General features: G+C 64.3%; 17 protein-coding genes and 1 tRNA gene. 8 read left to right on the plus strand and 10 right to left on the minus strand.

Annotated elements, in window-relative coordinates; genetic code table 11:
- Positions 1 to 23: 23 nt before the first annotated feature.
- Positions 24 to 1904 carry an AsmA-like C-terminal region-containing protein gene (locus LB515_RS06850; RefSeq protein WP_224707194.1) on the minus strand — a complete coding sequence of 627 codons (1881 nt, stop codon included), beginning with the start codon at positions 1902 to 1904 and terminating at the stop codon, positions 24 to 26.
- A 263-nt stretch (positions 1905 to 2167) separates the two neighbouring features.
- Between LB515_RS06850 and LB515_RS06855 the strand changes: the two genes are divergently transcribed.
- Entirely contained in the window at positions 2168 to 4126 is a 1959-nt protein-coding gene (locus LB515_RS06855; RefSeq protein WP_224707196.1) for an acetoacetate--CoA ligase, read from the plus strand.
- A 249-nt stretch (positions 4127 to 4375) separates the two neighbouring features.
- On the opposite strand, the gene LB515_RS06860 is transcribed toward LB515_RS06855, so the two are convergent.
- Positions 4376 to 8377 (minus strand): PAS domain S-box protein, encoded by a 4002-nt coding sequence (locus LB515_RS06860; protein WP_224707197.1) that lies wholly within the window; start codon positions 8375 to 8377, stop codon positions 4376 to 4378.
- 263 nt (positions 8378 to 8640) lie between these two features.
- Here LB515_RS06860 and LB515_RS06865 point away from each other — a divergent pair, with 263 nt between their 5' ends.
- From LB515_RS06865 to LB515_RS06875, 3 genes are all read left to right on the plus strand, one after another.
- A complete protein-coding gene (locus LB515_RS06865; protein ID WP_095769951.1) occupies positions 8641 to 9105 on the plus strand; it encodes a phasin in 465 nt (154 codons plus the stop codon).
- Between the two features lie 342 nt (positions 9106 to 9447).
- Positions 9448 to 9524 (plus strand) — tRNA-His (locus tag LB515_RS06870).
- Between the two features lie 219 nt (positions 9525 to 9743).
- Positions 9744 to 9995: a DUF768 domain-containing protein gene (locus LB515_RS06875; RefSeq protein WP_095769952.1), complete on the plus strand. Its 252-nt coding sequence runs from the start codon at positions 9744 to 9746 to the stop codon at positions 9993 to 9995.
- Positions 9996 to 10029: 34 nt separating this feature from the next.
- Here LB515_RS06875 and LB515_RS06880 read toward each other — a convergent pair whose 3' ends face one another.
- On the minus strand, positions 10030 to 11148 hold the full coding sequence (locus LB515_RS06880; protein WP_224605865.1) for a P1 family peptidase: 1119 nt from the start codon (positions 11146 to 11148) through the stop codon (positions 10030 to 10032).
- A gap of 7 nt (positions 11149 to 11155) precedes the next feature.
- Positions 11156 to 12721, minus strand: coding sequence for an exodeoxyribonuclease VII large subunit (gene xseA / locus LB515_RS06885; RefSeq protein ID WP_224707198.1), 1566 nt, complete (start codon positions 12719 to 12721; stop codon positions 11156 to 11158).
- Between the two features lie 119 nt (positions 12722 to 12840).
- On the opposite strand from xseA, the gene LB515_RS06890 reads away from it, so the two are divergent.
- Positions 12841 to 15048, plus strand: coding sequence for a putative bifunctional diguanylate cyclase/phosphodiesterase (locus LB515_RS06890; RefSeq protein ID WP_224707199.1), 2208 nt, complete (start codon positions 12841 to 12843; stop codon positions 15046 to 15048).
- Between the two features lie 2 nt (positions 15049 to 15050).
- Here the strand turns inward: LB515_RS06890 and LB515_RS06895 are convergent, their stop codons facing one another.
- A complete protein-coding gene (locus LB515_RS06895; RefSeq protein WP_224707200.1) occupies positions 15051 to 16007 on the minus strand; it encodes a LysR substrate-binding domain-containing protein in 957 nt (318 codons plus the stop codon).
- Positions 16008 to 16189: 182 nt separating this feature from the next.
- On the opposite strand from LB515_RS06895, the gene LB515_RS06900 reads away from it, so the two are divergent.
- Positions 16190 to 16480: a DUF1127 domain-containing protein gene (locus tag LB515_RS06900; protein WP_140839450.1), complete on the plus strand. Its 291-nt coding sequence runs from the start codon at positions 16190 to 16192 to the stop codon at positions 16478 to 16480.
- A 184-nt stretch (positions 16481 to 16664) separates the two neighbouring features.
- Here the strand turns inward: LB515_RS06900 and LB515_RS28275 are convergent, their stop codons facing one another.
- From LB515_RS28275 to LB515_RS06925, 5 genes are all read right to left on the minus strand, one after another.
- Positions 16665 to 17102 carry a type II toxin-antitoxin system HicB family antitoxin gene (locus tag LB515_RS28275; RefSeq protein WP_318012611.1) on the minus strand — a complete coding sequence of 146 codons (438 nt, stop codon included), beginning with the start codon at positions 17100 to 17102 and terminating at the stop codon, positions 16665 to 16667.
- Positions 17103 to 17152: 50 nt separating this feature from the next.
- Positions 17153 to 18151, minus strand: a complete 999-nt coding sequence (locus LB515_RS06910) for a DUF937 domain-containing protein (RefSeq protein ID WP_140839446.1) — start codon at positions 18149 to 18151, stop codon at positions 17153 to 17155.
- A 102-nt stretch (positions 18152 to 18253) separates the two neighbouring features.
- Positions 18254 to 19627: a glutamate--cysteine ligase gene (locus tag LB515_RS06915; protein WP_224707206.1), complete on the minus strand. Its 1374-nt coding sequence runs from the start codon at positions 19625 to 19627 to the stop codon at positions 18254 to 18256.
- A gap of 275 nt (positions 19628 to 19902) precedes the next feature.
- Entirely contained in the window at positions 19903 to 20637 is a 735-nt protein-coding gene (locus tag LB515_RS06920) for a 16S rRNA (uracil(1498)-N(3))-methyltransferase (RefSeq protein ID WP_224707208.1), read from the minus strand.
- A 132-nt stretch (positions 20638 to 20769) separates the two neighbouring features.
- Positions 20770 to 21417, minus strand: a complete 648-nt coding sequence (locus LB515_RS06925) for a hypothetical protein (RefSeq protein ID WP_224707209.1) — start codon at positions 21415 to 21417, stop codon at positions 20770 to 20772.
- Between the two features lie 85 nt (positions 21418 to 21502).
- On the opposite strand from LB515_RS06925, the gene LB515_RS06930 reads away from it, so the two are divergent.
- Both LB515_RS06930 and LB515_RS28115 read left to right on the plus strand, forming a co-directional pair.
- Positions 21503 to 22201, plus strand: coding sequence for a type 1 glutamine amidotransferase (locus LB515_RS06930; protein ID WP_224707210.1), 699 nt, complete (start codon positions 21503 to 21505; stop codon positions 22199 to 22201).
- A gap of 292 nt (positions 22202 to 22493) precedes the next feature.
- Complete coding sequence (locus tag LB515_RS28115) at positions 22494 to 22625, plus strand: hypothetical protein (RefSeq protein ID WP_263481599.1); 132 nt, start codon at positions 22494 to 22496, stop codon at positions 22623 to 22625.
- Positions 22626 to 22639: the final 14 nt, after the last annotated feature.

Raw genomic sequence — 22639 nt, forward strand, 5'->3', positions numbered from 1 at the left:
GGGACGCTTTGCGTCCCTCGCATTTACTGGCCTGAAACGCCGGGAGCGATCGGCGATATGAACGGCGCGCTCCAGTTGCCGCCGACGAAGAACAGCGGCTGGCTCGGCGGCGCGGGAGCCGGGCTGGCCGCCTGACTGTTGGCCTGCTGGGGCTGCTGCGCCGGCTGTCCGTTGGGCACCACTCCGCCCGAGAGCGCCAGCCCGCGGCCGACATAGGAGGCGATGCCGGACAGCCAGATCTTGTATTTCTGCGAATTGATCTCGGCCTTGTCCAGGCGCGCCACGCCCTTCGAAATGCTTGCTTTGATCTCGGCGCCGTCGATCGGCAGCGATCCATTGGCGACGTCGTCGAGCGCGAAGAAACCGCCTTGCTGGTTGCGCTTGAGGAAGGCCGGCAGGTCGAGCCCGTTGATAGTGCCCGGACCGAACGTCGCCGAGAACGATCCGTCGGCATTCTCAAAAATGGAATTCCAGGCCTTGCCCGGTCCCTTGAGGATGACCGATACGGTCCCGGTGCTGGCCGGCACCAGCCGCGTCATTCCCGCCGCCGTGGCAAAGGCTCCCGTATCCACATCCGATGCCAGGAGCCGCATCTCGACCTGCGTGCCTTCCGGCTTGCGGTCGAAGCGCAGGCTGCTCTGGATGTTGCCGTTGAAGGCCGACGCGTCGGATATGTCGAAGACGGCAAGACCGTTCTTGACCTGCGCGGTTGCCGCGACGTCGGCGAGCTGGACCGGCCCCGCCATGGCATGCGCCGCCGACAGCCTGAGGTCGAGATTGATGCGGTCGGCGAAACTGGTGTCGATATCGCCGGGGCCGGCCTCGCCGGTCGGCGCGATAGGCGTGAAAGCCGACAGGAAAGATCTGAGATCCAGCGTGTCGAAGGCGAGCGTGCCGGCAATCACCGGGTTCCCCTCGGCGACGGAGAAATCCAGCGCGCCCATGCCCGGGTTGTTGTTGAGCGTGACTGTGGTGTTCTCGAATTTCGCTCGCCCCGCCGAGGCGTTCACCTTGCTGGCGATCGAGACCGCACCGATCGCAGCACCCGGCGCGATCCCTGCCTGCGACCACTCCAGCACGCGCCGCAGCGACGGGGCGGCGAACTTCGCCTGGCCGTCCAGATAGGCGTTGTCGGACATCGAGGCCGTTCCGTCGAAGGAGAATGTCGCGGGCGCGGCCTTGAACGAGAGGGTGACGGGTGCCGCCCCTCCGCCAAACAGCACCAGCGGTTTCGCCGAGGAGAAATCGAGCTGCAAGCTTTCGCCGCGCCAGATTCCGCTCGCGGTCAGCGACGCCTCGCTGTTCATCGCTTCCCAGTTCACCTGGCCGCTGAGGCTGCTCAGGATTTCGATGTCCTTGCCGTCAACCGAAGTCACCACGCGACCATCGCGGAATTCTACGGTGCCGAACGGATCGGATGGCAATTTGCCGAGATCCGGCTTCTGCGGGTTGGCGGTGACCACGCCGCGCGCGGCGTCGATCGAGCGCGTGATGCGCCCGCCGGTCGGAAGCGGCGGCAGATAGAAGCCGCTGGCGGTGCGCTGCACCCTGATCGTCGGGCGCACCAGCCTGGCGGTCGAGAAGGCGACGTTGCCCTGCAAGGCCGCCATGGCGGAGAGATCGACTTCCACGCGATCGGCCTCGACCACCGGCGGCGCTTCGGTCTCGGTCCATTGCGACAGCGTCACGTCGCTGAGGATGGCCCGGAATTTCGGCCACACCTCGATGCGCGGCGAGCCGTCGATCGTGACCCTGAAGCCGCTCCAGGCACTCAATTCCCAGGCGATGCGGTCGCGCACGATGCGGGTCGAGGCAATCAGCGGCAGCGCCGCGACCGCGAGCGCGATGACGAGCACGGCAACGCCGATCGCCCACACCCCGCGCCGGATCAGAGATGATCGCATTTCGCCCCGTATGCCTTCGTTGCCGACAAATCGCCCGACGGGTGTAACCGAGCGCCGACGCTTTTCAAGTCTTTATGGCCTTGCGATGGCATTTGCACAGCGGCCGCCATAGGTCGCCCGAACAAAATCTTGCTCTGCTGCGCCGCAATATGCATAAGCGGGCTGCACGATCCCGATCCGCAATCGCACGCCGTTTCTGGGACGATGGCATATGCGACGTTGGGCTTAACTGGCTCGAACGCGACGCTTTGGGAGGAGCGATCATGGCCGCCGACACACCTTTGTGGACCCCGACGCAGGAGCGGATCGACGCAGCGCCGATAACCGCGTTTAGGAAGGACGCGGAGGCAAAGGCTGCGCGTTCTTTCTCCGGCTATGCCGAACTGCATCGCTGGTCGATCGACGACCGTGAAGCCTTCTGGGACCTGGTCTGGGATTTCTGCGCGCTTGTCGGCGACAAGGGCGAGCGGCGCCTCGTCGACGGCGAGCGGATGCCCGGCGCAGCTTTCTTTCCCGACGCCAGGCTCAATTTCGCCGAGAACCTTTTGCAGAAAACCGGCGCCGGCGAGGCGATCGTCTTTCGCGGCGAGGATAAGGTCGAGCGGCGGCTCTCCTGGAACGAGCTCCACGCGCTGACCTCGCGCCTGCAGCAGCTCTTCCTGTCGCTCGGCGTTAAGGCCGGCGACCGCATTGCCGCCATGATGCCGAATATGCCCGAAACCATCGCCGCGATGCTGGCGGCAAGCTCGATCGGCGCGGTCTGGTCGTCATGCTCTCCCGATTTCGGCGAGCAGGGCGTGCTCGACCGCTTCGGCCAGATCGAGCCGGTCGTCTTCATCGCGCCGGACGGCTATTGGTACAACGGCAAGGCGATCGAGGTGGCCGACAAGATCCGCGCTGTCGCCGACAAGCTGGCAAGCCTGAGCAAGGTGCTGATCGTCGACTATCTCGGCACCTCGAGCGATGTCGCCGCCACCATCGACAAGGCAGCCGCGCTCGAAGATGCGCTCTCGCCCTTTGCGGTGAAGACCGTCAGCTTCGAGCGGCTGCCCTTCGCGCATCCGCTCTACATCCTGTTTTCCTCGGGCACGACCGGCATCCCGAAATGCATCGTTCATTCGGCCGGCGGCACGCTGATCCAGCATGTCAAGGAGCATCGGCTGCATGCCGGCCTGCTCGACGGGGATCACCTGTTCTATTTCACCACCTGCGGCTGGATGATGTGGAACTGGCTGGTCTCGGGCCTCGCCTCCGGCGCGACGCTGCTGCTCTATGACGGCTCGCCTTTCTACCCGGACGGCAATGTGCTGTTCGATTTCGCCGATGCCGAGAAGATGACCTATTTCGGCACTTCGGCCAAATTCATCGATTCGGTTCGCAAGGCCGGTCTGAAGCCGATCGCGAGCCACGATCTGTCGAGCGTGCGCACCATCTCCTCCACCGGCTCACCGCTGTCACCGGAGGATTTCCGCTTCGTCTATGACGGCATCAAGAAGGACGTGCACCTGGCCTCGATCTCGGGCGGCACCGACATCGTTTCCTGCTTCGTGCTCGGCGTGCCGACCGAGCCGGTCTGGACCGGCGAGATCCAGGGCCCTGGCCTTGGCCTGGCGGTCGACGTCTGGGACGACGACGGCAAGCCTGTCCGGCAGGAGAAGGGCGAGCTGGTCTGCACCAAAGCCTTCCCGTCGATGCCGATCGGCTTCTGGAACGACCCCGAAGGCAAGAAATATCACGCCGCCTATTTCGAGCGTTTCGACAATGTCTGGTGCCACGGCGACTTCGCCGAATGGACGGAACATGGCGGCATGATCATCCACGGCCGCTCCGATGCCACGCTCAATCCGGGCGGCGTGAGGATCGGCACGGCCGAGATCTACAACCAGGTCGAGCAGATGCCGGAAATCCTCGAGGCGCTCTGCATCGGCCAGGATTTCGACAATGATGTCCGTGTCGTGCTGTTCGTGCGGCTCGCCCCCGGCGTGACCCTGGACGAGGATCTGGAAAAGCGCATTCGCGCCAGGATCCGCACCGGCGCCAGCCCGCGCCACGTGCCGGCCAGGATCGTCGCCGTCGCCGACATCCCGCGCACCAAGTCCGGCAAGATCACCGAGCTCGCCGTACGCGACGTGGTCCACGGCCGTGCCGTGAAGAACAAGGAAGCGCTCGCCAATCCCGAGGCGCTGGAGCTGTTCCGCGACCTGCCGCAGCTGGCAAGCTGACCGATGTGGTTAACGAAATCTGTCCGGCGAATTTACCTAGATTTCACGGGTGGTACACATTCGTAAATTTTTTCGCGGCCCGGTAAGGACTTGTTAAGAGACGACGCTGATAGTCGCGTGTAACTTGAGGGAGAAATCCCGTTCCTCGTCCCCTGAGGTTCTGCTCAAGCCCCCGTTGTGACAGCATCCCATTTCTCAAGGCGTCCTCTTGGACGCCTTTTTCTTTGGCCGTCGCTGTCGCGTGCAATGTTATTCGGCGAGCACGCGCGTCGAGGGGAAGCCGACTTCGACCAGGGTTCCTTCACCTGGCGTCGAGGTGATGGCGAAACGGGCGCGGTTGGCCTCCACCATGGCCTTGGTGAGGGGCAGGCCGAGGCCGGTGCCGTCACCGCGTCCGCGCTTCAGCGCATTGATCTGCTTGAACGGTTTCAGCGCCTGCTCGATCTCGGCCTGGGTCATGCCGATGCCGGTGTCGCGTACACGCATGACGACGTCGCCCGAGGCCTCGTAGGCGGTCGAGACGATCACCTGGCCGCCCGCCTGGGTGTAGCGAATGGCGTTGGACAGGATGTTGAGGGCGATCTGGCGCACGCTTCTCAGATCCGCCACCACTTCCGGCAGCCGCGAGGCGAAGCTGGAGCGGATGATGACGCGCTCGCGATTGGCCTGAGGCTGCATCATCGCCACCGTCTCGGCCAGCGTGTCGTTGAGCGACACCGCTTCGTAATCCATCTCCTGCTGGCCGGCCTCGATCTTGGAGATGTCGAGCAGGTCGTTGACGAGGTCGAGCACATGGTTGCCCGAGCGGTTGATGTCGCGCAGGTAGTCGCGATAGCGGTCGTTGGTGATGGGACCGAATTTCTCGTCTACCATCAGCTCGGAAAACCCGATGATGGCATTGAGCGGCGTCCGGATCTCGTGGCTGATGCGGGCCAGGAAATCGGTCTTCTGCGAGGAGGCGCGCTCGGCCACCGCGCGCGCCTGCGTCAGGTCTTCCTCGGCCCGCTTCCATTGCGTGATGTCGCGCACGACGGCGCAGAAGCCGCTGTCGTTGGGCAGCCTGCCGATGGTCATGAACAGCGGGATGAAACGCCCCTGCGCCTCGCGGCCGATGACCTCGCGGCCGTCATTGAGCACGCTCGCGACACCCGGCTCCGAAAGCCCGGCCAGATAGTCGCGCGCCGCGCGCTGGCTTTCTATGGCAAACAGCGAGGCAAAGGGCTTGCCCGCGACCTCGTCGCTGTCGAAACCGAACAGCGCTTCCGCCGGGCGGCTGATCGAGCGGATGTTGCCGTCGCGGCCGATCAGCACGACGCCGTCCGTAGCGGTATCGATGATGGTGCGCATCTCCGCAATGCGCGATTTCAGTTCCGGCACGTCCGGCTGCAGCGCCGGCTCGTCATTCGCGGCGGTGAAATGCGCCGCATCGTCCTCGCCGGAACGCCGCACCACCAGCATCAGCGCCTTGCCGCCGCGCCACGGCACCGAGCGCAGCAGCGCGTCGATCGGGAATTCCATGCCCTGGCGGGTCTTGAGCTTCAGCGAGTGGTCGCTTTCGTCCGTCGCGGGGTCCTCGGCGTAAGGATCGGCGAAGAGCGCGCCCAGGCCGCCTGCATCCGCGAGGTCGTCCAGCGCATCATAGCCGGTGAGTTCGAGGAAGGCGTCATTGGCATAATGCAGCATGTCGCCCGAATGGATGAGCAGCGGCACCGGCAGCCGTGCGAGGATGGATGTGTCGGGTGCCTTGGCTTCCTCTCCGGTCGAAAACGCGGACGGCACAAAACCGGAAAGTTTAAGCGGCGGCACGTCGAGGCGTCGCCGCGTCGCGGCTGTCGCGTCCGGTTCTTCCGGCTGTTCTTCCGCGGCCTTGGCGGCATCTGCATCGGAGCCTTCCCAGTCCTCATTGTCCTGCGCATCGCGGAAGTCGTCGGCGGTCATGCTGTCGTCGGCCGTCGCATCGGAGGCGGGCTGCCCGGCCGCGACCGGCTGCGCCGCAGGCTCTTCGACGGGCCGCTGCGGCTTCGCGGCAGCAGGTTCGGCGTCCTCCCGGGCGCCCTCTGCTTGCTCGTTCTGGGAAACCGGCGCGACGCCGGCGTCTTCCGTGGGTTTCTCTCCATCGGCAAAGTTGAGCAGCGAGCCGGAACCGGCCGAGGTCTCGGCCAGGCCGGCGTCGTTTATCTCGGCGGCGCCATCGATGCCATCGAGCCGCGCCAGATCGTCCTGGTCCTCCGCCTCGGTCTCCGCTTCCGCGGCCTTCGCGTCGTCGGCTTCCGAGGTTTCCGGCGTGGACAAGGTCGCGCCCTGGGCGGAATCGTCGTGCTCCGCCGCATCGGGTGGAAGCGGCTGGCTTGCGTCGGCCCTTGTTTCGCTGGCCGCTTCCTTCACCTTTGCCGCGTCCTCGCTGGCAACAGCGGCATCGGGCCGCTTGTCGGCTTCGGGGGCGCGTTCCTCGGCAGGGGCGGAACTGTCCTTGCGCAGCCGCTCGCCGATCTCGCGGAAGGCGCTGCGCTCGAGGATCGACAGGCCCTTGTGATTTGCCGGCGTGTCGCTTCCCGGTTGCTTGTCGTTGGCCGGCTGGCGATGCTCGGCCAGCCTTATCACCTTGTCGGCAAAGCGTCGCTCCGGCTTCGGCACGATGGTCAGCGCCGGCACTTCGCCCCGGAAGGGGTCTTCGGGCCTTGGCTTTTCCAGAGGCGTCTGCTCTGCCGGCTGATCGCCCGACGCGTCGGCCCCGCCGGAGGTGGCCCCGGCAGGAGCGGCATTCGGCACCAGAGCCATGCCAAGCGCTTCCGGATCGACCACGGCGTCGGCGCTGCGCGCGACGCCAAAGCCGCGAAAACCCTCGAAGGCGCGGCTGCGGCCATAGACGGGCAGGGCCGCCAGATCGACGGGGATCTTCAGACCCGTTCCGGCCACCGGCCACAGTACCGAGCGGCCGGACCAGGTATCGCGCCGGTCGAGCAGGCCGGCGATCTCGCCCGAGGCGTCGAGGCCGAAAGTGGCGGCGACATCCTTGAAGCGGCGGCCGATCACATCGGCGGCAGGCTGGCCGACGATGTCGGCGAATTCGGGCGACAGCGCGCTGAACCGACCTTCGGCGTCGGTGCGCCAGACGAAGCGCAATGGGGCCGCCGACCGGTCGATGTCGCGCGGCAGGCCCGGCTGGGCTGATTTGGTAGTCTCGCGGGCAGCGTCGCCAGCATCTTGGCCTTCGGCTGCGGCGGCACCTTCAGGCTCGTCCTTCGCCGGCGCTGCCGGTTGAGCATGCCCGGCGCCATCGTCGCCGGCGTTGAAATACCAATGGTCGTGCTGGCCGGTGCCGGCGGCATCGGCCTGATGGTCTGTCCGGGTAGGCCGCTGGCCGGCCAAGGTCCGGCTCTCCGCGTCGGGCTGTGCGTCGCCGTCGGGAGCCTCTGGCGCCGGCTCGTCCTCTTTGCCAGCCGCCACGGCAGGCACTGGGCTGTCCTGGACAGTCTGAGACTCGGGCTCGACTGCCGCGCTTTCACCTTGCGGCGGGGCGCTGACCGCCTCTGGCGCCGCAATTCCTTGATCGCCGGCGGCCGCCCGATCGTCCTGGCCGGAGTCGTCGAGCTGCGCCTCGTCGATCACCACCAGCAGGTGCCGCGTATCGGTGAGCCGCGCAAAACCGGCCGGGTAGGCGGTGTCGGTGCCCGGCACGAGGCGTTTGACGATACGGTCGCCGCTGCTTGCCACATCCGCAACCAGGGCAGCCAACGTCCGTGGCTCGATGCCGAGCGCCGCAAAGCCGTCCGAGGAAGCCTCGACCCCGCCTTGCGCGTCGACAAAGGCAATGAAATGTCCGGCCTCGGTAAAGCCGCCGATGGCGCGGCTGGCGATCTCGACGGCGCTGCGCGAAGTGGTCTGTGCCGCCGGCACCGCCAGCATGATTGCCGCCTCGCCGTCCGGCATCGTCACTGCGCTGGCCAGAAAGCCGACGGCGCGGCTTTCCATGCCGGTGGCCAGCCTCACCGTGACGGCGCGGTCGCTGCCGATGTCGGGAAAACCGCTGGTCGCCATGATCTGCCGGCGGGCGATCAGCGGTAGCCGCGCCGAGGCGCCGATGATGGCCTCGATATTCGGATAGCCGAAGGCCGACGCCCCCGGACCGTTCGCCCAGATCACCTGTTCGAGGTCGACGGACAAAATGGCCAAAGCATCACCCGCGGCAAAGCGCTGGCGCACCGCGTCGAGCACGGCAACGTCGAGGAAGGAGTAGTTTTCAGGCGGCATGCGCTGGCCAACCCTCCGGAGCGGGCATTTTTCAGTTAACGCTTTGTTAATAAAAGCCCGCGGCCCGGAGGTCCACAAGCCTAAGCTTGCATCGGTCGAAATCTCTGGGCTCTTGGTTAACGGCTCTCGTGGCTGACGCAGGGGAAAGATTTTTATGGTGCGGTGCAGCAAAGATATTGCAATGCACAAAAAATCCGTTATATTGCCATCATACATGAACGAGACGGCTTTCTGTCAAAGCCGCTGCCGCGAAAGGTTGGAAAATGTCCAAGACCACTGCCAAGTCCGCCGAGACCATCGAAAACGTCGAATTCCCGAGCTTTGATGCTTCCAAGGCCACCGACCAGATCCGCGCCTTCGCCGAGAAGGGCGTCGAGCAGTCGAAGGAAGCCTATGCCAAGCTGAAGACCGGCGCCGAGGAGACCCAGAAGGTTCTGGAGTCGACCTACGAGACCGCCAAGACCGTTTCCAGCGACGTTTCGCTGAAGACCATCGCCGCGCTGCGCGCCAATGCTGAGGCCAGCTTCTCGCACCTCGAAGCCCTGGTCGGCGCCAAGACCCTTTCGGAAGTCGTCGAGCTGCAGACCTCCTTCCTGCGCAAGCGCGTCGAAATGGCCGTCGAGCAGGCCAAGGAGTTCCAGACCGTTGCCACCAAGGCGGTCGAGGACGTCTCCAAGCCGGTCAAGAGCGCCTTCGAGAAGGCGATGAAGGACGTCAAGGCCGCCTGATTTCAGCGCACAACCTTGCGATGCATCAAAACGTCGCATTTCGTCAGACAAATAGTCGTGCGATAGGTTGAGCAATCAGATACCCGGAAATGGAACCTCCTCCCTCCATTTCCGGGGTGACCAGCCAGCACCTCCTCCCGCTGGCTCGTAACAGGAAAAGGCCGGCACCTCCTCCCGCCGGCCTTTTCTTTTGCCTTGACGAAAGGCGAATGAGGAAACCAATCGTTTACCTTATCAAGGCCCTTGAATTAGAATCCGATAGCCCGTATTTGACGCATCGCCGAACGACAGAGCGGATCACGGAGAATGAAGCTTTCACCTCGATCCAGCTCAGGCAGGCAGGCCGTTGTAGCTCAGCTGGTTAGAGCGCCGGATTGTGGATCCGGAGGTCGCTGGTTCGATCCCAGCCAACGGTACCATCACTCTCGATGATCTGAACGTGCACCTTGAACCCTTCCATTCCTTCGGCTCCGCGGACCATGGGCAAGCTCTCTTGTCTCTAGGGCGAGATATATTGTCCCATGGACAAGGTGTCTTGCCGGTCGAGGCCGACTCGGCTCGAATGGAGCATGCATCCTTTGCAGGGATGCGGACGTTCATGACGACCAACCGGCTTTGCCGCTAGGGAAAAAAGCAGTATGAGTGAACATGCGATCGAGTTCTTGCGCGGATGGATTGGCGAGAAAGTCCAATGCCAGCATTTGCCGATCAAGATCGACAAGCAGGCCGAGACCCTTGCGAAGGAATGCTGCGCCAAGGCCGCCGAGGCAGGCATTCTGCTGGAGGACATCCAGGAAGAGGTCGGCGACATCCAGGAATTGATCGCGTCGCGCCTCGAGGAAGCCGTTGAAGAGGGCAGCAGCGAAGTCAACCCGGACAAACCGGAATAAACCCCGGCCCGCCACGGGCCGGCGGCGCCGTTTCTCAGCCGAATTTTTCCTCCAGCCATTCCTTCGGCAGCGCCGGCACGAAATTGCCGTCGCGCCCCGTCATATCCGCATTGGCAACCAATGCGTTGAGGATCGCTTCCTCCACGCCTTGCACGACCGCGTCGAAGAACGGGTCGATGTCGACGTCCGGGATGAATTCCGCGCGGGCGATGCGGCCTGAAGGCGCCAGCGCGGCCTCGGCATTGGCGGTCGAGAAGGCGAGAAAAATATCGCCAGAACTGTGATAGCCATAGCCCCCGGTCACGGCAATGCCGAGCGGCACGCGCCGGGCGAGCCGCTTCATCTGATGCGGCAGCAACGGCGCGTCGGTGGCGATGATGGCAATGATGGAACCCTTTTCGGCGCGCGGCGCGCCCTCGCGGATGGCCGGCTGGGCCAATTCGGGGCCGACACGCCGGCCGCGAATGGTGAAATTGTGCCTTTTGCCGAAATTCGCCTGCACGAAGACACCAAGCGTGTAGCGCCGGTCCCGCCATCCGACGATGCGCGACGCGGTGCCGGATCCGGCCTTGAAGCCGAAGCTTATCATGCCGGTTCCGCCACCGACGCTGCCTTCCTCGATGGCGCCGCCGCTGGCGCTGTCGAGTGCTGCGGTCACATGGTCGACGCTCACATGATGGCCGTTGATGTCGTTGAGGAAGCCGTCATAGGTCTCTGCCGCCACCGGCAGGCCCCAGCCGCTATCGAGCGCAGCCGGCAAGACGCGATGCATCCAGCGCAAGGTGGCATCGCGGGTCACGCCGCAGGAATGCGTGTTGGTGATGGTGACCGGGAAATTGAAGGCGCCGGTTTCCTCGATGATATGCGTTCCGGTCAACTCGCCATTACCGTTCTGGCTGAACACGCCGGCGAACACCGGCGTCGCGAGTTCCTGAGCCGGCCTTGGCAGGATCGCGGTCACGCCGGTGCGCACCGGTCCGGTGCCGACCTGCAGCGGGCCGTCGCCTGAAATGAGCGTCGTGTAGCCCACCGACACGCCCGGCACGTCGGTGATGGCGTTGAAAAGGCCCGGCGTGCCATCGAGCGCGATACCGAACGAGCGCAGGCGCGGCTTGCCCGACGGGGTGCGAAGATGCGGGTCGTGGTCGCTCATTCAGACCTCAGAACAACGAACCCTGATTGCCTGGCTCCTTGGCCTTGGCGGGCGATTTTCCGGCCAGCTTCGGCCGCGCCCCGCCGGAGGTTGCGATGGCCTCGGCAGTGCCGTCGGCGAATTCCAGCTGCAGCGCCGCGCCCGGCGCCAGCTCCGCGACCCGCTTGATGACGGCGCCTTCGGCATCCTTGACCAGCGCGAAGCCGCGCGCCAGCACGGCCTTGTGCGACAATGTTGAAAGCAGCCGGTCCGCCTGGGTAAGAGCCGCGCGCAGCCGGTCGAGGCGCCGCGCCGTCGCCTGATCTTGCCTGCGCGACAGCGCTGCCAGCGTGTCGGCCTGTTGCTTCTGGCGCCGCACGATCGGCGCCGGCGACAGCCTTGCCGCCGTGCGTTTGAACCGCGTGCGCCTTTCGCGCACGATGGCGAAGAACGCGGCTCGCGCCCGCGCAATATCGCGGCCGGTCAGCGTGCGCGCTTCATTGAGGCGCCGCGACAGGGTTGCCGGCGTCAGCCTTTGCCGCTCCAGCGTCGCCCGCTTGCGCTCGATATTCACCGTCAGCCCGCGACCGAGGCGGCTGGTCGCATCGTCGAAACGGCGGCGCGGCAGCGCTAGCAACTGGTCGGGCGAGGGGAGCGCGCGCGCCGCGGCGCGCACCGCCTGGCGCTTGCGTTCCAGATGCCGCGAGGCGCAGGCGTTGAGCCGCGCGGCAAGGCTGGCCAAGGTAGCCTCCAGATCCGCCCTGACCGGCACGGCGATCTCGGCCGCGCCCGTCGGCGTCGGCGCGCGCATGTCGGCGACGAAGTCGATCAGCGTCGTATCGGTCTCGTGCCCGACGGCCGAGATCACCGGGATGGCGGATGCCGCCACCGCCCGCGCCAGCCCTTCGTCGTTGAAGCCCCAGAGGTCCTCGAGGCTGCCGCCGCCGCGTGCCACGATCAACAGATCGGGTTGGCGGATGGGTCCGTCCCATGTCAGCGCATTGAAGCCGTTGACGGCCGCGGTCACCTCCTTGGCCGTCGTCTCGCCCTGGACCCTCACCGGCCACACCAGCACATGAAGCGGAAACCGGTCCTTGATGCGGTGGATGATGTCGCGGATCACCGAGCCGGTCGGCGAGGTGACGACGCCGATGACTTTGGGCATGAAAGGCAGCCGACGCTTGCGGCCGGCATCGAACAGGCCTTCGGCCTGCAGCCGGCGCTTGCGCTCTTCGAGCAGCGCCATCAGCGCGCCGGCGCCCGCCGGCTCCAGATTGTCGATAACGATCTGGTAGTTGGATTTGCCGGGATAGGTGGTCAGCTTGCCACTGGCGATCACCTCCATGCCTTCCTCGGGGCGGAACTTCAGCCGCGCCATGGTGGTCTTCCAGACCACCGCATCGATCCGCGCGCGGTCGTCCTTCAACGCGAAGTAAGCGTGGCCGGACGAATGCGGGCCGCGATAGCCGGAAATCTCGCCACGCACCCGCACATTGCCGAAGGCGTCTTCGACAGTGCGCTTCAGCGCGCCGGAAATCTCGCTCACCGTATATTCGGTGGCGTTGCTGCGTGATTCGGTTGCTGTTTCATTCATTGCGCGATTGGGGAACGCTTATCGGCCCGCGTCAAGCGCGGCGAAACCGCGCCAATATCATAACGCGATCTTAAGCCCGATTTGCTTTGACAGGCCCAGAAGAGCCGGCCGGGGACCTGATGAGCGCACGCCAAAACAGCAGCCCGTTGACCCGTCAGGTCACGCTGACCGTGCTGACGCTCGCCACTTTCGCTTTAGCCATCGTCGTGGGCTTCGGCTTCTACGCGACCAGCCAGGCCGATGATGCCTCGCTCGTACGACAAAAGATGTTCATCGCCGATGGTTTGAAGGACCAGATTGCGTCTGTTCAGCGGGAGCAGGAAAGCGTTTCGGTCTGGGATGACGCGATCATCAATGTGAGGGCAGGCAACCAGACCTGGATCGAAGAGAATCTCAGTGTCTGGATGTACACCTATTATGGTCACAACCGGGTCTATATTCTCGACGCCGCCAATCATGCGATCCACGCCATGCGCGAGGGCAAGGTGGTCGACGCTTCCGCCTATGGCGAGGACCAGCCCACGCTTCTTCCAATCATCGAAAAACTGCGTCGCATGCTGGCTGGGCCGCAGACCGATGCGTACGGCCAGCCTGCGAAAATGGTGGCCGAGGATCTGGTGTCCCTCGATGGCGCGCCAGCGATCGTCAGCGTCGCGCCGCTCCTGCCGAGCTCGGACAGGATCAGTCAGGCGCAAGGCACCGAATATCTGCATGTGTCGGTCGAATTCATCAATAACGCGGTGATCGGCAAGATCGCCGGAAAGTACCTGCTTGATGGCGCGCGGCTGGTGCCTTTGTCACAGCCGGCTGGCCCAGCCGCGGTGCCGCTGGTTGATTCGCGCGGCGTCATCCTCGGCTATATCGGCTGGGACCAGCTACGGCCCGGCCTTGCTCTGGTGCGCGAGATCGCTCCTGCCTTGGCGATCGCGCTGCTGTTGGGGGGCGGCGTGCTGGTGTTCCTGTTGAGCAGGTTGCGTCGGGCCTCGACGGCGCTGCAGACCAGCCAGGACCAGGCGCAATATCTCGCCTTCCACGACACGCTCACCGGCCTCCCCAATCGGGCGCTGTTCGAGGACCGCTTGCGGCGCACGCTGCTGTTCGCCAGCAGGGACAAGACACGCGTCGCGCTGCTTTACCTCGACCTCGACCGCTTCAAGCATATCAACGACACGCTCGGCCATCCGGCCGGTGACGAGCTCGTGCGCCAGACGGCTGCGCGGCTCAAGCATGCGATCCGCGAAGTCGATACCGTCGCGCGGCTCGGCGGTGACGAATTCGCCGTCATCCTGCTTGACGTTCCCGACGTCGGAAGCGCCGAGGACATCGCCGAAAGGCTGCTCTTGAAGCTGCGTGAGCCGTTCCGGCTGATCGACGACCAGGTCTTCGTCAGCGCGAGTGTCGGCATTGCGCTGTCGTCTGGATCGGACATCGACGCGGACGAGCTGTTGCGCAAGGCCGACATCGCGCTTTACGAGGCCAAGAAGAACGGTCGTGGCCGTTACGAGCTGTTTGCCGGCGACATGGACGATCTCTTGTTGCGCAAGCGAAAGGTCGAATCGGAACTCCGCAAGGCGCTTGAGGGCGAAGGTGGCATCAAGCTCGCCTATCAGCCGGTTTTCGCGGCCGACGGCCGCGCGATACTGGGGGCCGAAGCGCTGATCCGCTGGGGCCATGAAGTGCACGGCGCTTTGCCGGCGGCGCAATTCATCGCCATCGCCGAAGAGCGCGGCCTCATCGGCGATTTGGGCAAATGGGCGCTGGGCGAAGCCTGCCGCTTTGCCGCCGGGACGGAATTGCCCTGGATCGCGGTCAACATCTCGCCGATGCAGCTGCGTGACATCGGCTTTGCCGGACAGGTCGCCGATATCCTGAGCGAAACCGGGCTCGATCCCTGTCGCCTGCAGCTTGAGACCACCGAAAGCGTGCTGCTCGAGCACAATGATACGATCGGCACGGTGATTACCGCGCTGCGCCAATCCGGCATCTGCATCGTGCTCGACGATTTCGGCACCGGCTATTCCTCGCTGAGCTATCTGCGCCGCCAGGCGATCGACAAGTTGAAGATCGACCGCTCTTTCGTGCACCTGCTCGACGAGGACGAAAGCGCGCGCGCAATCGTCAAGACACTGATCGAGCTGGCGCAGGCGCTCAAGGTCGAGGTAACCGCGGAAGGCGTCGAGACCGATGCACAAAAGGCCTTGCTGGTCGGAATGGGCTGCCGCCAGTTGCAGGGCTATCTGCTGTCGCCACCGCTGGAGCCCGGCCAACTGCTTGCGCTGCCGGGTGTTTCACCTGCCAACGGGGAACGTTCCGCCGCTCGCGCCTGACTCTACCAGCCAGGCATGATCTGGTTCGCCTTGACCCGCTTCATCTTGGCGAAGGCGAGGGCGGCGAAGTCGAAGCTTCCCGCCTCCTCGCTGAGGGGCACGGAAATGTTGTCGAGGCTTTCGGCGATGTGGCGGGCCAACGCGTCGACGATCTCCGGCTGCGAGGTCTGGCCGCGCATGATGCCGATGCGGCAGTCCGGCAACTGGCCGAAGCCGTCGGCCTCGCCGAGCACGCGCATGCCTGGCCGCAGCGCGCATTCCGGCAGCACCGAGACCGCCAGGCCGGAAAGCACCGCCGCGGTGATCACCGTGGCCGAGAAGCTGGAGAACAGCACGCGATACTCGCGGTTCTGCCGGTCGAGCACGTCGACCGCCGCGCGCCGCCAGATGCAGTTCGGCCGGCCGAACGCCATAGGCAGGGTTTCCTGCTCATGTGTGGCATGGTTGGCGGACGTCACCCACAAAAGCGGCTCGCGCCGCACCACTTCCGACTGGCCGCGCGTATCGTTATGCGTCACCAGCGCCAGGTCGAGATTGCCGCGCTTGATGTGCTCGACCAGCCCTGGCGTCGGCTCGCAGACGACCGTCAGTTCGACGCGCGGGTTGGAGCGCGAGAAACGCGCCATGATCTCGGGCAGGAAGCGATCGGCATAATCGTCCGGCGTGCCGATGCGGATCGTGCCTTCGAGCCGCTGGTCGTCGAAGGCGGCCAAAGTCTCGCGGTTGAGATGGATCAGCCGCCGCGCGTAGGCAAGCAGCCTTTCGCCCTCCTCGGTCAGCTTGTTGGTGCGGCCGTCCTTTTCGAACAACGGCTTGCCGATCCGCTCCTCCAGCCGCCGCATCTGCATCGACACTGCCGACTGTGTCCGATGCACCTCCTCGGCCGCGCGGGTGAAGCTGCCGGTGTCGGCGATCGAGATGAAGGTTTGCAACTGATCGAGGTCGAGCGGCGCTTTCATCGGTCAAACCCATCATTGATGTTGATGCTACAGATTAAAAACATTCGTTGGATTAATCAATCTCGCGATGGCAAATTGGCATTGTCCACATGACAGCATGTGAATGGAAACCGGAACGGCGCTTCTCCCAAGGCGCCGATCGCCTGGTTTCGTCCGCTCGACTCCTGGAAGGAGAGACTGACATGACCACGATTGAATTCGCTTCCGAGACCCCGCGCATCACCACGCGTCCGGCCGTTGCGACGCGCGTGCTCAATGCTCTCGCCAACGCCTATGTCGCCTGGAAAAACCGCCGTGCCTTCTATCGCCTGGGCGAGATGTCGGACGCCGAGCTTGCCGATATCGGGCTGACGCGCTCCGACCTTCATCTCGCCGTCGCCGTGCCCTTCGGGCGCGATCCGACGGTGAAGCTGCGCGCCATTGCCAGCGAGCGCGCCGACACGATCGAGGATCTTGCTCGTCGGGTGGCCTGAACGGCCGCATTGCCCGGATTTCCGGTCGCGTTGAACCTTTTCACGGCTCGGCGCGACCAAGTTTCATGCAGGCTCCCACACTCCCTGCCGGTTCCCCGCCGGCCAGCCTGCACATTGCCCGGTTCTCCTCCAGGACCGGGCATTTTTTTTGACCGCGCCTCTTTCTGGAAGGCGTCTGAGGGGATCAGGCGAAAGCCAATTTTCTCGACGGTCTTGGCACTGACCGGCCAAGTTCATGCGCAGCTCCTATCCAAGCCGCGATGGCATCCTGAACATTCGCGATGGCCTCTTCGGGGGTTTCGCCATCGCTCATGCAGCCGGGAAGATCCGGCACATAAGCGGAGAACCCGCCACCGTCCTCAATCGAGAGTGGTGCGATGACGACAGGATATTCAAGCTTGTCCGTCATGCTTTTTTGCCTCGTCGATAAAGGACACGAGTTTTCGAATATATACGGGCTTGATCGGGCGTTTAAAGGCACCGTCAAAATGTCAGTCATTGCCGTGTGGTAGATTTTGTAATGCGAACCGCCCGATCTCGGTGGCACGCATTGAATGCCGGCCTCGTCGCAAACTGCCTTAACATCTCGCATCGACCAGTCGCCGCGGGGATTGCGGCGCATTTGTTCGAGTCTCCTGCTCACGAAAGTCGTTCCGGGAGGCGTTCGATAACTCACCGCCGGTCCATGTCGCGCTTGAACTGGTCGAAGATCGTCCCGACGCTCTTCTCATATTCGTCGCGCTGCTGGGCACCGGTCTCGAACATCTTGCCGAAGATATCGTCGAACGGGTTTCGCGGCCGGCCGCTCGGATTGGTTTGCGGCTGTTGCGGCGCGCTCTGCTGCGGCTGCGGCGCCGGTTGTGCCCCAGGCATGCCGAAACCGCCGCCGCCCTGGCGCAGCATCTCCTCGAAGATCTTGCCGAGCGGGTTGTCGCCATAGGGGCTTTGCGTCTGCTGTGGTTGAGTCTGCTGCGGCTGCTGCGTCGCGCCGCCGCCGAACATATCCTGCAGCACCTTCCCGAGCGGGTTTTCGCCGTACGGACTGGGGGCCTGCTGGGGCTGACTTTGCGGCAGCTGCGTGCCGCCGCCGAACATGTCCTGCAGCACCTTGCCGAGCGGGTTCTCGCCATAGGGCGCCGGCTGCGGCGCCGGCGCGAGGCCGCCTTGGCGCAACATCTGCTCGATGATCTCGCCGAGCGGATTGCCGCTGCCGCCGAAGCCGGCGGCCTGCATCTGCCCCCCACTCAATTGATTGTTGGTCTGCTTGAACAGCCCGCCCATCATCATCGAGGCCATGGCCGGCAGCATCTGCTGCAGCACCTGCTGGCTCAAACCCGTCGCCTGCGCGGCTTGGGCTGCCACGGCGCGCGACAAATCCTTCGAGCCGAACAGATGGCCGAGTATGCCGTTGCCCTCATCGATGCCTTGCGGCGAAAAGGCCCTCGTGGCGTCCTCGAAATACTTGGCGTGCTGACCGCTCGCCATCGCGGTCATGAACGCACCCATCCCGTAGGGATCGGCGGTGTTGCGCTGCAGCCCTTGCGAGAATGCCGGCAGCAGCGCCTGCACCGCGGCCTGCGCCTGCTGCATCGAAAGCCCATATTGCTGTGCCAGCGCCTGCATGCCGGCGCCGTTCTGGGCCTGGGCGAAAATGTCGAACAGGGAAGGCATTTGGGTTCTCCTCCGAGAATATCCTCATCGGAGAGCCTAGTTCGTTTCCATCACCGATTGAAGCGGCTTTTGGCGCCCAACCGCTCGGCGCATGCCGGACGGTTAATACGCATATTCCATGAACACCGGCTCGATCGAGCCGCCCCAGCGCGTGTGGTAGGCCGACAGCATCTCCTCGGCGCTGGTGGTGCCGCGCGCGACCACTTCGTCGAGCGTGTTGAGGAACGACGTCTCGTCATAGCCGTCGCGGTTCTTCTTGGCCCGGTTCTTCAGGCCCATGCGCGAGATGGCGAGCACGTCGCGGGCGACGTCGCGCAAGGTGGCGTTGCGGAACGGCGCGGCAATGCCTTGCTCCGGCACGGCGTTGCGCATCGCCAGCGCTTCTTCATAGGTCCAGCTCGAAGTCAGCGCTTCGGCGGCGTCAAGCGCCTGCTCGTCGTAAAGCAGCCCGACCCAGAAAGCGGGCAGGGCGCAGATGCGCCGCCACGGTCCACCGTCGGCGCCGCGCATTTCGAGGAAACGCTTCAGGCGCACGTCGGGGAACAGGGTCGAGAGATGATTTGCCCAGTCGCCCATCGTCGGCAGGCCGTCAGGGAGTTCATTGCGGGCGGCGCCCGCCATGAACTGTCGGAACGTATAGCGCGTCATGTCGTGATAGTGGCCGTCGCGAATAACGAAATACATCGGCACGTCGAGCGCCCATTCGACATAGTCGGCGAAGCCGAAATCCGGCGAGAAGCAGAATTGGAGCATGCCGGAGCGCTGGTTGTCGGTGTCGCGCCAGATGTCGCCGCGCCAGCTCTGCAGGCCGTTCGGCCTGCTCTCGGTGAAGGGCGAGTTGGCAAACAGCGCCGTCGACAGCGGCTGCAGCTTCAGCGACACCTGCATCTTGCGGCGCATGTCGGCTTCGCTCTCGAAGTCGAGATTCACCTGGATCGTGCAGGTGCGGTACATCATGTCGAGGCCCTTGGCGCCGACCTTCGGCATGTAGCGCGTCATGATCTCGTAGCGCGACTTCGGCATTTTCGGCGTATCGGCCAGCGACCATTTCGGGCTGCCGCCGAGGCCGAGGAAGCGGATGCCGAGCGGCTCGGCGATTTCGCGCACCTGCGCCAGATGCGCATTGCCCTCGCGGCAGGTCTGGTGGATCGATTCCAACGGCGCACCGGAAAGCTCGAACTGGCCGCCGGGCTCCAGCGAGATCGCGCCCTGGCCGGTCGGCTCGACCAGGCCGATGATACGGCCGGCATCCATGATCGGATCCCAGCCGAGTTTTTCGCGCATTCCCTCGAGGATGGCGCGGATGCCGCGCTCGCCGCCATAAGGCACCGGCGCGTTGCCGTCGACATAGAAGGGGAACTTCTCATGCTCGGTGCCGATGCGCCATTTGTCGCGCGGCTTGTTGCCGTCGGCCAGATAGCCGACAAGTTCGTCGACGCCTTCGATGAGCTGGGTATCGATTGTGTCGCGCGCCATTAGAAAGCCCTCCGCAGCCATCAACTGGCCGCCGGGCGCTAGATGGACGAAATGTCAGTAGCCGATCAAGCGAAAAATCCTGAGCCACGGCTCAACTGGATTTGATCTGCATGGCTTACCTTCCCTTCTCCCCCTTGTGGGAGAAGGTGGATCGGCGCGTAGCGCCGAGACGGATGAGGGGTGTTCCAGCGGAGTGAGAGGCGGGTGTCTTCTGGAACACCCCTCATCAGTCGCCTTCGGCGACACCTTCTCGCAAAAGGGAAGAAGGCAACGTCCTACCAGTCGCCGATCGTTGCCTGGATCACAGCCAATGCGGCCACCGCCGCGGTGTCGGCGCGTAGGATGCGCGGCCCGAGCGGGATGACGGTGACGAAAGGCAAGGCCCTCAGCATCTTGCGCTCGTCCTCGGAAAATCCGCCCTCAGGTCCGACCAGAAGCGCAAGTTTCTTCTCGTTTACTGCCTGCAGGGCCGGCAGCGGATTGTTGGTCGAGGCATCCTCGTCGCAGAAGATCAGCCGCCGCTCCTGGTCCCAACTGGCGAGCAGCCGTTCCAGCTTCTCCGCTTCGCGCACCTCAGGCACTGCCAGGATGCCGCATTGCTCGGCCGCCTCGACGACATTGGCGCGCAGCCGTTCGATGCCGGGCTTCGCCACCTGCGTGTGCTGGGTGATGACAGGCTGCAGTATGCCTGCGCCCATCTCGACCGCTTTCTGCACAAGGTAATCGAGCCGGCCCTGCTTCAGCGGCGCGAAGCAATAGACGAGGTCCGGCAGCGGCGGCTGCGACCGCTGCAGTTCCAGCACCTTCAGCCGGACCGCCTTCTTGGACTTCGCAGCGACCGACGCCGACCATTCGCCGTCGCGGCCGTTGAAAAGCAGCACCTCGGCGCCTTCGCCGAGCCGCAGCACATGGGCGAGATAATGGCTCTGCTGCTGTCCGGCGTCGAATTCGAGGCCGGGTCCGAGATCGTCAAGCACGAACAGCCGCTGCATTTTGTAGTTGGCGCGCATGGCCCAAGCAGGTTCCGCAAAAGTGTCTCGCGGTTTTGCGATCAGAACCTGCGAAAAACAAGGGAATCTAAGCAGATATTCGTGGGACGTCCCACGATATCTGCTTAGGAACGAGCGAGGCCGGCTGCGGCATCAAATATCGGCGGTCGGATGCCAGACCGGCGCAAAGCCTTGCCGCAATACCGCAATGGTGGTCGCCGGCGTCAGCAGGCGCAGCGACCCTCCGGTGAGGCGATCGAAGGCGATAGGACTCGAATAACCCGCGAACGACCATTTGCGTGCCTTGCCACCGCGCAGCGCATAAGCAGCGTCGCCCTGCGCTACCACCGTTCCATCCGGCAAGCCTCCGAGCTCCGGCGCGGTCACGAGAGGCGGCCGTCCGCCGGAAGCCAGCCGCTCCTTGTGCAGCCGTTTGTCGACCATCGGCGCGCGCGGTTCTTCAATCCCGAACGCCTTACCGAAACGGCTGACGAAGTCGGTCGCCCGTTCACGCCGGCAGAAGAAGCAGGGCCGGTGGCCGGCGGCCAAAGCCGTCACCTCGTCGAGGAAGAACAATTCGGTCCAGCCGGCTTTTCCTCCGGGCCGGTTGCGGCCCATCGGCTCGCGCCGCACGTAGCCGAATTCGCAGACGCAGATGATCCAGGCCGGCAAGGCCCAGCGCTTCCTCAGCAGCGTCTTCGTCTCGGGGTCATGGATGACGCCGCGATTGCCGGTGAACAGGCCGCGTTCCGGCACGGCGTGAATGGCGCCGAAAGGGTCGACCCGGTTCTGCAGTGGCATAGCTTTCTCTCCGGCACGCATCTTGGCTGAAACACGGGCCGCATGATATCGCTCGCCCCAGCGTTTTCATGTCAGCAGGTTTTCGATGCGGGTTTTGGTCGTCCAGAATTTCGACAATGAGGGCCTTGGCCAGATTGGCGCTGCCCTTGTGGAAGCCGGCGCCGATATCGACCTGCGCAAGCCCTATCGCGGCGATAAGCTGCCCGGCGACAGCACCGGGCACGATGCCATCGTGGTGCTTGGCGGCGCCCAGAACGCGCTCGACGACGAGATCTGTCCCTATTTCCCCGCATTGCTCGACCTGGCACGCGATTTCGCCGACAAGGATCGCTCGGTTCTCGGCATCTGCCTCGGCGGTCAGCTTCTGGCGCGGGCTTTCGGCGGCACCAACCAGATCGGCGGGGCCACCGAGTTCGGCTGGCATAAGGTGTCGCTGACGCCGGCCGCCAAATCGGATCCGGTCATGGCGGCGCTGCCCGAGAAATTCCCGATCTTCGAATGGCATGACGACACGTTCGGCCTGCCGGAAAACGCCGTGCGGCTCGCCGGCAGCGCGATCGCCGAAAACCAGGCCTTCCGCCTCGGCCGCGCCGTCTATGGCTTCCAGTTCCACTTCGAGGCGGATACGCCGATGGTGCGCGACTGGAGCACCTCCTTCGCCGCTATGATCGCCGAGCGTCATCCCGACTGGAACGATCGTCTCGACGACGAACTGGCCCGCAATGGCGCCGACGCCGATAGCGCCGGTCTGGCGATAGCCCGCGCCTGGGTTGCGACGATCTGAACATCCACCCCGGTCGGGCGAAGCGTGGCATAATTGGCACGCCTCAGCGCTTCCGTCTGGGGACAACATTCTTCTTTCTTGGTTTGTGTCCGGCCGCTCTTCTAAGAGGGCGCGCTTTGTATCGTCGATGCAACCGCCATGAACCTTTTGTGTGATCCAGCCGACACACCGGCGAAACAGAATCTGCTTAGAAGCGCGAAATCGTCGAAACATTGACACGCATTTTATCGTTTCAACGCATTGGTAACCGCCTCGTGCCCAGATGCAGAAAGCTTAACCAGAGATGACGTCCGTGAAAGCAGCTCTCCTGTCTTTTGTCATGCTGTCTGCCATCGTGCTCTGCGGCCTGGGCATTTATGCCGCCGACGCAGCGACCAACCACCGCGCCGTCGACGGCTATGGCGTCACCGCCTCGCTGAACTAGGCCCAGTCAAAAAT

This window comes from Mesorhizobium sp. CA15 (assembly GCF_020165215.1).
GTDB lineage: Bacteria > Pseudomonadota > Alphaproteobacteria > Rhizobiales > Rhizobiaceae > Mesorhizobium.